Annotated in this window: 10 protein-coding genes and 4 tRNA genes; all 14 read left to right on the top strand. The window is 37.3% G+C overall.

All coding sequences use genetic code 11. The annotated features are described in order from the left end of the window. A tRNA-Asp gene (locus tag EUI_RS0101875) sits at nt 1-72 on the top strand. A 95-nt stretch (nt 73-167) separates the two neighbouring features. Beyond that, nucleotides 168-241, top strand: a tRNA-Trp gene (locus EUI_RS0101870). A gap of 2 nt (nt 242-243) precedes the next feature. Continuing rightward, a tRNA-His gene (locus EUI_RS0101865) sits at nt 244-316 on the top strand. A gap of 24 nt (nt 317-340) precedes the next feature. Then, nucleotides 341-424: transfer RNA gene (locus EUI_RS0101860), tRNA-Leu, on the top strand. Between the two features lie 320 nt (nt 425-744). Further along, nucleotides 745-1,152 (top strand): holo-ACP synthase, encoded by a 408-nt coding sequence (gene acpS, locus EUI_RS0101850; RefSeq protein WP_010015673.1) that lies wholly within the window; start codon nt 745-747, stop codon nt 1,150-1,152. Continuing rightward, entirely contained in the window at nt 1,152-2,279 is a 1,128-nt protein-coding gene (alr, locus tag EUI_RS0101845; RefSeq protein ID WP_010015672.1) for an alanine racemase, read from the top strand. Before acpS ends, alr begins: the two co-directional genes overlap by 1 nt. Before the next feature lie 35 nt (nt 2,280-2,314). Then, the gene (locus EUI_RS0101840; RefSeq protein WP_010015670.1) at nt 2,315-2,680 is read left to right on the top strand and encodes a type II toxin-antitoxin system PemK/MazF family toxin; all 366 of its coding nucleotides are present in this window, start codon (nt 2,315-2,317) and stop codon (nt 2,678-2,680) included. Nucleotides 2,681-2,760: 80 nt separating this feature from the next. After that, on the top strand, nt 2,761-3,753 hold the full coding sequence (locus tag EUI_RS0101835) for an acyltransferase family protein (RefSeq protein WP_224156876.1): 993 nt from the start codon (nt 2,761-2,763) through the stop codon (nt 3,751-3,753). Between the two features lie 256 nt (nt 3,754-4,009). After that, nucleotides 4,010-6,694: a valine--tRNA ligase gene (locus EUI_RS0101830; protein ID WP_010015668.1), complete on the top strand. Its 2,685-nt coding sequence runs from the start codon at nt 4,010-4,012 to the stop codon at nt 6,692-6,694. A 57-nt stretch (nt 6,695-6,751) separates the two neighbouring features. Further along, nucleotides 6,752-7,438: a hypothetical protein gene (locus EUI_RS0101825; protein ID WP_010015667.1), complete on the top strand. Its 687-nt coding sequence runs from the start codon at nt 6,752-6,754 to the stop codon at nt 7,436-7,438. A 127-nt stretch (nt 7,439-7,565) separates the two neighbouring features. Then, nucleotides 7,566-8,540 (top strand): beta-ketoacyl-ACP synthase III, encoded by a 975-nt coding sequence (locus EUI_RS0101820; protein ID WP_010015665.1) that lies wholly within the window; start codon nt 7,566-7,568, stop codon nt 8,538-8,540. 311 nt (nt 8,541-8,851) lie between these two features. Beyond that, entirely contained in the window at nt 8,852-10,000 is a 1,149-nt protein-coding gene (locus EUI_RS0101815; protein ID WP_010015664.1) for a CAP domain-containing protein, read from the top strand. A 12-nt stretch (nt 10,001-10,012) separates the two neighbouring features. Beyond that, a complete protein-coding gene (locus EUI_RS0101810; RefSeq protein ID WP_010015663.1) occupies nt 10,013-10,363 on the top strand; it encodes an NlpC/P60 family protein in 351 nt (116 codons plus the stop codon). Between the two features lie 217 nt (nt 10,364-10,580). Continuing rightward, nucleotides 10,581-11,136: LysM peptidoglycan-binding domain-containing protein (locus tag EUI_RS0101805; RefSeq protein WP_010015662.1), on the top strand; the 556-nt coding region annotated here is incomplete at its 3' end.

Here is an 11,136-nt window from a genome sequence, read left to right as displayed (position 1 = left end):
TCGCATGGTCCAGTTGGTTAGGACGCCTGCCTGTCACGCAGGAGATCGCGGGTTCGAGCCCCGCTGCGACCGCTAAGTACTAATTAATAAGCATGAACAGGCCAGTGTTATTGTGGGGTGCGATTCCTTACCATGTTATATCAGCTTTAGCTGATTTTTATGATTGTAGGGATATAGTTAAACGGTAGAATAGCGGTCTCCAAAACCGTTGATGGGGGTTCGATTCCCTCTATCCCTGCCATGGCGGTAGTGGTGAAGTGGTTAACACACTGGTTTGTGGATCCAGCATACGAGGGTTCGATCCCCTTCTACCGCCCTATAAGCTTAAGGCTTTGTATTTGCCGTTGTGGCGGAATTGGCAGACGCGCTGGACTCAAAATCCAGTGGTGGCAACACCGTGTGGGTTCGACTCCCACCGACGGCATAAAAAGGTTGTGGTATCTAAATGATACTACAACCTTTTTATTTTTCTAACGCAATTTAATTAGTATTTACCAATTATGCCAAAAATATGACACGTTAGGCTATTTTCATTGTTTTAAATATGCTTACATATTACAATTTTCTTATTAACTAATTAGGAGGTAAGAAAATGAATAAACAGAATAGTAGGTTTACAGCTTTACTGTGTTTTTTAATGGTGAAGGGTGTATATTTAAATTTGAGTGATGCATTAACAAATGGCGTGAATTGTCAAAATAACAACAACTTGGTGAAATCGACACATTTTGATACAATAGAGACATGATAATTGGAATAGGAAACGATACAGAATCTATCAGTCGTGTAGCAGTGATTGTTGAAAGACAAAATAATTTTGTTGCAACCATTTTGACCGAAACAGAACGTAGTCAAGCAGCTAAACGTAAGGGTAAACATTACAATGAATTTATTGCTGGCCGTTTTTCTGCCAAAGAAGCTTTTTCGAAGGCAACAGGATATGGTATTGGTGAAAAGGTACATTGGCATGATATAGAAATTTTGAATGCGTCTAATGGCCGACCAATTATGCGCGTAAAAAATTTTTTGTACAAGACACATGTAGCAATTACACATAGTGGAGACAGAGTTAATACTGTCGTAATTATTGAACGTTTAACGATGTGGGAACGAATAAGTTTAAAAATTTTTCCTAAACATGGGGTTTTATGATGAATAAAAAAGTTGATATTTTACGAACAAGACCATCTTGGATTACAGTTGATCCAGAGGCTATTCAGGAAAACGCGCGAATAATCATGCAATATACTGGTGCAAAACGATTGATTGCAGTTGTCAAAGCGAATGCGTATGGATTTGGTGCTGTCGCGACAGTAAAAGCTTTGTATGAGATTGGTGTCCGTGATTTTGCAGTTGCAACAGTTGCTGAGGCAGCCATAATACGTCAAGAAGTGACATTTGATGATTTTCAGATATTACTGCTAGGTGTGCAAGATGTTTCCTTTGTAGATATCATGGTAGCATACCATCTATCCCCGGCAGTGGGGGACTTAAGCTGGTTGCAACAAGCAGTCCAATTAATACCTGATGGTAAAGTGTTAGAGGTACAATTAGCGATTGATACTGGTATGGGGCGTATGGGTGCACATTCTCAATCACAAGTCAAAGAAATGTATGAATTTATTCAGTCGTCAGATAAATTAAAACTTGTTGGTGTATTTACACATTTTGCTACTGCGGATGATAATAATCAAAACTATTACGATCATCAGGTTGAAAATTTTTATGAATGGGTACATGGAGCAAATATACCAGATAAGTATTGGCACTTAGCAAATTCTGGATCTGCATTATGGCATAAAAAAGAAATTAATATTCATACGATACGTGTCGGTTCGGTGCTGTATGGATTTAATCCGGGCGCCCCTGAACGTGACATGCCAATTAAATTAAAAAGTGTCCTTTCACTTAAATCACGCATAGGATTTGTTCATGAATTACAGGTTGGAGAATCTGTTAGTTATGGTGCCACATATACAGCACAAAAACCGCAATGGGTGGCAACATTACCGATTGGCTATGCAGATGGATACTTAAGACGAATGACTGGTATGAGGGTGTTAGTTGCTGGTCATGTGGAACATGTCATTGGACGTGTAACAATGGATCAAATTGTTATATCGTTAGATAAAAAATACCCTGTTAATACGGAGGTCACATTGATTGGCCAAGATGGTGATGAAGAAATAACTATCGAAGAATTTGCAGAATATGCTAAAACAATTCCGCATGAAATATCGACGACGTTTAGTTCAAGACTACCAAGAATATACAATTAAAAGCGCTAAGGCGCGTACATAATAAGTGGGAATTTATGAAAGAAGAATATCAAGCAGTGATGCGAGGTGATGTGTTTTATGCAGATCTGAAACAAGGAATTGGTTCAGAACAAGCTGGTGTTCGACCAGTATTAATTATTCAAAATGATGTTGGAAATGCAAATTCACCAACGACCATCGTTACTGCTATAACATCACAAATATCAAAACCAAAATTACCAACGCATGTTTTATTACCAGCACATATGGGCGGAATGAAGCGTGATTCTGTTATTTTAGCAGAACAGGTTCGTACAATAGATAAACGACGATTACGCGATAAAATAGCTCATATTAATGCTTCATCTTCTGAAATGCAACAGGTTGAACACGCACTGAGAATTAGTGTGGGTTTGAAGTGAAAAAATTGGTTGTCTAATGATTTGTAATCAATTTTTTCTGTGGCTATAATTAGGAGATAAATGTGGCGAAAAAAAGAATCATGTGGCTAGATTTTGCGAAAGGCATCACAGTGTTTTTAGTCGTCATAGTACATGTTGTTGAGGGTATCTATAAAACTGAAATGTATCATCAGTATGATACTTTTTCGGAGATAACGATGGGCTTATTATTTACAATTGTTATGCCTATTTTTTTTGCTTTGTCAGGATATGTATACAACCCGGTACAAAATGGCCAAGAATTTTTTAAAAAAACAAGAAATAAATTATTCAGGTTAGGAATGCCTTATATTATCTTTTCTATTATATATGTTGTACTTCAGCATATTAGTCCGGGTGTACATAGTCTCAACTCATGGCATGATTTATTACAGATTTATGTTATGCCGGTTGGTTATCTATGGTATTTATATGTTTTATTTTTGGTTTATGTGTTTGTGGAAATCATGCATCTTATTCATATACCATCTCATTGGCAAATGATATTGTATGCAGGCTTGTTACTATATAGTGTGATGCAATTTTCAAATCTTCTTTATCCGGTTAAAAGTTTATTTATGTGGGTAGGAAGTTTTTATATCGGTTATATCTTAAAAGAAAAACCGCAAATTCTGGAAAATAAATATATGATATCAGCCTGTAGTGTATTGTTTTTCTGTAGTGTTTTTTGGCAAGTTAGTCAAGGTGGTGATTGGTTTAATACTGATATGATGTCACTTGAAAATATCATTTCAAAAATCACAAGCATACCAATATTTTTATATTTGTTTTCACGTGTTAAAAATGGTGTCATCACAAGATATTTTATAAATTACGGTCGCTATTCTCTAATTATTTATCTTGTTCATGCACCAATTGCTTCAATTGTTCGCACATTAATTTTAAAAATAGGTCTGCCGCCATATACTTTGTTAGTCATTAGTACATTGGTAATTTCTTGGGGTATTAGCATTTTTGTTATTTATTTATCTGGTAAATTTTCTTGGGTAAATTTTGTCTTCTATCCTGATAATTATTTTAAACGCATGAAATAAAGTCTTGACGAATGGGTTATTTTCTAGTAATATTAGCACTATCTTAGAGGATTAAGCAAATACATCTATAGAGAACTGATGCTGCTGGAAATTCAGTGATGTTAATGCCCAAGGTTGCTAAGTGTTAAAATATAAATAAGTAAAGTGGTTGTTGATATTGATGTGTCAGCAACAATACAGGTGGTACCACGGTGAAAATCGTCCTAATTTAATTTTTAGGACGATTTTTCAGTGTAACCATAAAAAAGGAGAAAATATGCGTGAAATTGATATGTCAACAAAGTATGATCCAACTGCTGTGGAATTAGGACGCTATGATAAATGGCAAGAAAAGAAATTATTTGCCCCAGAATCAAATCAGGCTATTCAAAGCAATGAGCCAGAGTCATATGCAATCGTTATTCCACCACCCAATGTTACTGGTAAATTACATTTAGGCCATGCTTGGGATACAACTTTGCAAGACATGATTATTCGTCAGAAAAAGATGCAAGGCATGGATGTACTTTGGTTGCCTGGCATGGATCATGCAGGAATTGCAACACAAGCTAAGGTTGAACAACGATTACGTGCAGAAGGTATCTCTCGTTACGATTTAGGGCGTGAAAAATTTGTTGAACAGGTTTGGGATTGGAAGAACGAATATGCCGCAACGATCAAAAAACAATGGGGAAAAATGGGCTTATCTCTTGATTTTGATCGCGAACGTTTTACATTAGATGATGGCTTGAATAAGGCAGTTAATAAAGTGTTTATTGATTTATACAAAAAAGGTCTGATTTATCGTGGAGAATACATCATCAATTGGGATCCACAAGCAAGAACAGCTTTATCGGATATTGAAGTTATTTATCAAGATGATGAAGGTGCATTCTATCATGTCAAGTATCCATTTACAGATGGGACGACAATTGATGGCAAGAATTATATTGAAATTGCAACGACTCGTCCAGAAACAATGTTTGGTGATGTTGCAGTTGCTGTGCATCCAAGTGATGAACGCTATAAAGATTTGATTGGTAAAACAGTCATGGTACCACTTGTAGGTCGTGAAATCCCGATTATCGCAGATGAGTATGTTGAAAAAGACTTTGGTACAGGTATGGTGAAAATTACGCCAGCACATGATCCTAACGATTTTCAAGTGGGTAATCGCCATAACTTGGAACGGATTAACACAATGACTGATGATGGACACTTGAATGATAAGGCTGGTAAATATGATGGTTTAGAACGTTTCGAGGCGCGTCAGGCGATTGTCGATGACCTTGAGTCTGGCAATCATATGCTAAAGGTTGACCCAATTGTGCATTCAGTTGGTCATTCAGAACGTACTGGCGTTCCTGTCGAATCACGTCTGTCAACACAATGGTTCGTAAAAATGGCACCATTGGCCAAACAGGCACTGGATATGCAGAAAAATGCTGATGAAAAAGTTGAATTTGTACCTGCCAGATTTGAAGATACGTTTACACGCTGGATGGAGAATATCCGTGATTGGGTTATTTCTCGACAGTTATGGTGGGGACATCAAATTCCCGCTTGGTACAAGAATAAGGGTACGGATCAAGAAGAAATATACGTTGGGACGGATGAACCAGAGGGTGAGGGTTGGCAACGAGATCCTGATGTGTTAGATACTTGGTTTTCGTCAGCATTATGGCCTTTTTCAACAATGGGTTGGCCGGAGAATAAAGAGGGTGACTTTGCCAGATACTATCCAACAAACACATTAGTAACAGGATACGATATTATATTCTTCTGGGTAGCACGCATGATGTTTCAAGGTAAAGAATTCACAGGACAAAGACCATTTAAAAATGTATTAATCCATGGTTTGATTCGCGATGGTGAGGGACGTAAAATGTCTAAGTCATTGGGTAATGGTGTGGATCCAATGGACGTTATCGAAAAATATGGTGCAGATGCTTTACGTTGGTTCTTAGCAACTGGCTCAACCCCAGGCCAAGATGTGCGTTTTACATATGATAAAATGGATGCTGCTTGGAATTTCATTAACAAAATTTGGAATGCATCACGTTATGTTATTATGAATTTGGATGAGACAACGCCATCAACATTGCCTGATTTAGACAAACTATCATTAAGCGATAAATGGATTTTGTCACGATTAAATACAACAGTCGAAGATGTTACACGTAATTTTGATAGATTTGAATTTGGTGAAGCTGGTCGTGAATTGTATAACTTTATTTGGTCTGATTTTGCTGATTGGTACATTGAAATGACCAAAGAAACCTTGAATGGAGATGCTGATAAAGCACCTGTACAACAAACATTAGCGTATGTCTTGGATCAAACATTGCGTCTGCTACAACCAATTATGCCGTTTGTTACAGAATCAATTTGGCAAGAAATGCCTGATCAGGCTGGGAAAAATGCTGATTTTTCTGTTACAAAATATCCAGTGGTACATGCTGAATTAGCCAATGAAGCAGCTGAAATGGCATTTAAATCACTACAAGATTTAATTGTGGCCGTACGCAATATCCGTTCGGAAGCACATGCGCCAATGTCAACAGAAATTGATTTATTAGTTAAAACAACCGATGATAAGTTGATCGATATCTTTAAATCAAATGTAGATTATATTAATCGTTTTGCACATCCAAAATTATTGCAAATCTCGGCAGAAATTGACGTACCAGCGTTGGCAATGTCACAAGTTATTTCTGGTGCAGAGATTTATGTGCCTTTGGCCGAGTTAATTGATATCGATGCTGAAATTGATCGCTTAACAGGAGAGACTAAAAAGTTTGCTGCTGAGGTGAAGCGTGCGGAAAGCAAGTTAGGAAATGATAAGTTTGTGAACTCGGCACCAGAAGCTGTGGTTCTTTCCGAAAAACAAAAGCTTGCTGACTGGCAAGCAAAGCTAGTTGCAACAGAAGACCGATTAAACGCGCTCAAAAAAGCAAAGTAAACACTTAGAGATCTAGGGAAAATAAGTTAATCTCATTTTTGAGTCGGTATTTAAATTATGATGACTGAATTTTATAATATTAATGAAAACCATCCAAATAATTTTAATTTAACGCAAGTGCCAGATATGGATGTGGACACAATCTGGGCATTACAAGTGCAAGCTCAGGCAAAACATAAGGGCCTTGTCGCACAAGTATTTGATCGTGTTTCTCTGGGCTTTTTAGAAGATAGAGGATTTAACCTGATATATACGACTCATTTTGCTAAGTTGAATATACGAGATTATGTCGGTGAACCAGTTGTTACGGTTGATGAATTAGAGCCAGATTTGAAGCAAGAGTTATTAATGCTGTTGCGCGATCATTATGAACGCATTCATCGTACCAATCCGGCTTCCAAGAATATAAACTATCAAGATTGGCTATTTGGTAATCGCCATTTTGATTTAAAACATAGTATTGTAAGATTGTCACATCAACATATTGTCGCGGTCGTTTTAATTTTTGAAAATGAGAATGACTTTAAACTTGGCTGGACATTTGGAGATGATGTGTCGGTATTACTTGATCTTTGGCGTGACTTATTAGGTATACTGCCAATCGGAAAAGTATTATATGCAGAGTTTGAAAGTAATGATTTGTTTGCAATGAGTGTGTATGATACGTTCATGTGGCATGATATTGATACTGTGGCGCAAACGTTGCTTTGGCAAGATACATCAAACAACTTGCGTAATGTCTAGAATCAGCTACAATAATATTATGTCGTAGGATTAAAAAACACAAGACAAAATAGGATTAACATGTATCGACCATTATTTCAAATGTGCTATACATGAGCGTCAGTTAACACGGTTAGAGGGGGAATATATGCCCGGAAGTAAAATACTGGCGAGCGCGCATTATGTACCAAGTGATATAGTGACCAATGATGATTTGGCACAAATAATAGATACCAATGATGCATGGATACAATCACATACAGGTATTAAAACAAGACATATATCATTACAGGGTGAAAATACGAGTGACTTAGCAACGCAAGCTGCTAAATTAGCATTATCGCAAGCTCATATGAAATCAGAAGACATCGATCTCATTATTGTAACAACATTTACACCCGATGGATTAGCACCATCGACTGCAGCACTAGTTCAGCGTAATTTAGCAGCAAAAAATGCCTGGGCTTATGATATTGTGACTGCTTGCGCCGGTTTTGTATTTGGTTTGAGTACAGCAGATAAATTTATTCGTTCAGGGACTTACAAAAATGCACTTGTAATCGCTGCTGAGGTTAATTCAAAGATGATGGATTTCTCAGACCGTACAAGCACCGTTTTTTTTGGTGATGGGGCAGGTGCTGTAGTAATGACGGCAGATGCTCATGGTGATGGTATAGTTGCTGGAGAAGAGATGCACACAATTGGGAATGCAGATGTTGTGCATTCGGGTCGTATTGCACCTTTAACGCAGTTGTCACCAGATAATTATCCTAAGATAGATGCTTTTTCGCAAATTGGACGCGACGTTTTTAATGAAGTGACAGAGTTAATTCCACAGCACATTTACAGTTTTTTAGAAAATAAATCTTTAAAACCCAGTGACGTAGATTATTTTATACCACATCAAGCCAATCTCAGGCTGATTGAATATATTGCAAACGCATTAAATGAGCCAATCGATAAATTTTCAACAAACATCATCCGTAACGGTAATACTTCTTCTGCTGGCATAGCTATTGGTTTTGACGAACTCAGACAATCAGTTAATCTAAAAGGCAAAAGAGTACTATTGACAGGTTTTGGTGCAGGATTTACTTACGGTAGCATACTGTTTGAATTTTAAAGAATAAGTTAAATGCATTAACAAAACATAAGTTTTAGAAAAAGGTAGAATCAGTCATTTTTTTTGATGGATTCTACCTTTTTTTATTGATAAAAAATAATAAGCGCACGTTAAATTTCCAATGAGATAGATGAATAGCGTGCATTTCTGTCTACGTAATATAAATGAAACATTGTTATAAAATTGACAAATTGAAACAACGTTGATGTTATACAAGGTAGATATACTAGAGAATGTTATTAAGATTTGTATAACAACAGGTCTAAAAATTAATAATCATAATAAAATTTAAACATTTGGAGCTTATATCAATGAGAAGTAATTTAAAGAAGACATTATTAGCAACAGCTGCAGGTGTTGCTACCTTAGTTGGTGGACATGCCGTTGCATCTGCTGATACGGTTGAAGTGCAAACGGGTGATACTTTGAGTGGTATTGCTCACGCAAATAATACATCAACAGAAGATCTAGCAAAAGCAAATAATATTACTGACCAAAATTTGATTATAGCAGGTCAACAGTTGACAGTATCTACACCAGCATCTTCAGCAGTTTCTGCAGATGGCACGACATATACTGTTCAAACTGGTGACACGCTATCAAAGGTGGCACAACAAACTGGTATTAATATTGAAACCTTGTCTAGCGTAAATGATTTGTCAAATCACGATTTTTTACTAGCAGGCCAAGTATTAGCATTAAAACAAGCAGTATCTCAAAATACTGTACCAACAGTTACTGCAACAGAACAACAAGCTACTACACCAGAAACAACTACTGAACAATTGTCATACATTGCTGATGCTGATACGAATAAAGATAATTTCATGTCAGTAGCTGAATACAATACTTATAAAGCTAATGGTGGTAATACTACTGTAGCACAAACACCACAAGTACAAACGCCAGCAGTTTCTCAAAATGTTAAGTATATTGCAGCGGCAGATACTAACAAAGATAACTATATGACAGCAGCAGAATATGCTGCATATCAAGCCAATGGCGGTCAAGATCAAGCACCTGCTGCTAGTACAGTAACTGCGCCAGTTGCTACAGAACAAGTAACCCAAGTGTCAACAAATACTGCAACGCAAACAACCACAGTTGCTTCATCAGATGCTCAAACATTGGTAAACTCTTTGAATGCAAAACGAGCATCGTTAGGTTTGGCACCTGTAACATTAGATGCCGGTTTGTCAGCCCGTGCACAATCACGTGCTGACAATGCCGCGGCTAATGGTGGTATTCCAACGAATCATTTTTCAACTAATGGTGAGGTAGTCGCTAACGGTTTCTCAAGTGGTTCTGTTATTGATGCTTGGTTTAATGAAACAAACATGAGTACACCAAATGGTCAACCAGGTCACCGTATGTGGGTTGCTAACGCACGCGCATCGTCTGTAGGTTTTGGTATCGTTGGTGGCATTATTGTCGGCGAATCAGACGCTGGTCAATTTTAATAAGAACGTTCTATGGCAGGCAAATGGCTTGACGTCGCACTAACGCAGTTGGGGAAATCTTATCATTCTTCAGGTGCGTTTGTTGCGTTCGTTATGAACACATCTAAAATAGGAACAAATGCTAAAAATAGTCAGTGGTCTCCAACGCTTAATGATCTTGTACAAGAAGTACCTGATTTTAAAAAAATAGAAAATGCACGTCCGGGAGATTTATTGTTTTGGGGAAAATTGGGTTATCCTTATAGTGTTGGTATTTATATTGGTGGGGGCCATTTTATTTCAGTGACTGAAAAAGATGCAGTGGTTAAAGTGCAAGTATTAAATGATAATTGGTATCCAGAATTTGCTGGCAGTGTTTTTTGAAATATAAATGAAATGATTTTGAAGTTATTTAGTAACAAAGCGTGCTAAAATACTTTTTTGTAATACAAATAATACTTTGATAACAAAGTGAAAAAATTATAAAACATTTATGTTACTCTATTTTGATATACTTATCACTGTTGAGGTAAACTCACAGGACACTAAATTTTAAAAACTAACTAAGAAGCCATTAACTTTTAAGGAGAACATACCTACTATGAAGTCATCAACTATTATCAAATCTGCTGTTGCTGCCGGCGCTCTTGCCGTTGCCGGCGTTACCTCTGTATCGGCTGACACAATTAATGTTAAAGCTGGAGATACGCTAACTAAACTTGCTGCCGAGCATGGTACAACAGTTGCTGAATTGGCTCAAAAAAATGGAATTAAAAATACTAATTTAATTTTTATTGGACAACAATTAAACACGCAAGTATCAACTAAAGCACCATCACAAGAGGCTACGACTTCAAAGAAGTCAGCAGCAGGTACATATGCTGTTAAGGCTGGCGATACATTATATCGCATTGCTGCTAACAATGGTGTATCAGTTGCCGACTTGGCAAATGCAAACAGTATCCAAAATATTAATTATATTTCAGTTGGTCAAGTGCTAAATTTTGCAGCTAATGCAACACCAGCACCTGCTGCATCAACACCAGCACCTGCTGCATCAACACCAGCACCTGCTGCATCAACACCAGCACCTGCTGCATCAACACCAGCACCTGCTGCATCAACACCAGCACCTGCTGCATCAACACCAGCACCTG

The organism is Leuconostoc gelidum subsp. gelidum KCTC 3527, assembly GCF_000166715.1.
Lineage (GTDB): Bacteria > Bacillota > Bacilli > Lactobacillales > Lactobacillaceae > Leuconostoc > Leuconostoc gelidum.
Note: the sequence above shows the minus strand (reverse complement) of the source record. Positions and strands in the feature narration are given on the sequence as shown.

What these genes read in the sequence shown, in the direction of transcription:
- acpS (WP_010015673.1), top strand. Translation starts at nt 745, where the DNA reads ATGATAATTGGAATAGGAAACGATACAGAATCTATCAGTCGTGTAGCA.
- alr (WP_010015672.1), top strand. Translation starts at nt 1,152, where the DNA reads ATGAATAAAAAAGTTGATATTTTACGAACAAGACCATCTTGGATTACA.
- EUI_RS0101840 (WP_010015670.1), top strand. Translation starts at nt 2,315, where the DNA reads ATGAAAGAAGAATATCAAGCAGTGATGCGAGGTGATGTGTTTTATGCA.
- EUI_RS0101835 (WP_224156876.1), top strand. Translation starts at nt 2,761, where the DNA reads ATGTGGCTAGATTTTGCGAAAGGCATCACAGTGTTTTTAGTCGTCATA.
- EUI_RS0101830 (WP_010015668.1), top strand. Translation starts at nt 4,010, where the DNA reads ATGCGTGAAATTGATATGTCAACAAAGTATGATCCAACTGCTGTGGAA.
- EUI_RS0101825 (WP_010015667.1), top strand. Translation starts at nt 6,752, where the DNA reads ATGATGACTGAATTTTATAATATTAATGAAAACCATCCAAATAATTTT.
- EUI_RS0101820 (WP_010015665.1), top strand. Translation starts at nt 7,566, where the DNA reads ATGCCCGGAAGTAAAATACTGGCGAGCGCGCATTATGTACCAAGTGAT.
- EUI_RS0101815 (WP_010015664.1), top strand. Translation starts at nt 8,852, where the DNA reads ATGAGAAGTAATTTAAAGAAGACATTATTAGCAACAGCTGCAGGTGTT.
- EUI_RS0101810 (WP_010015663.1), top strand. Translation starts at nt 10,013, where the DNA reads ATGGCAGGCAAATGGCTTGACGTCGCACTAACGCAGTTGGGGAAATCT.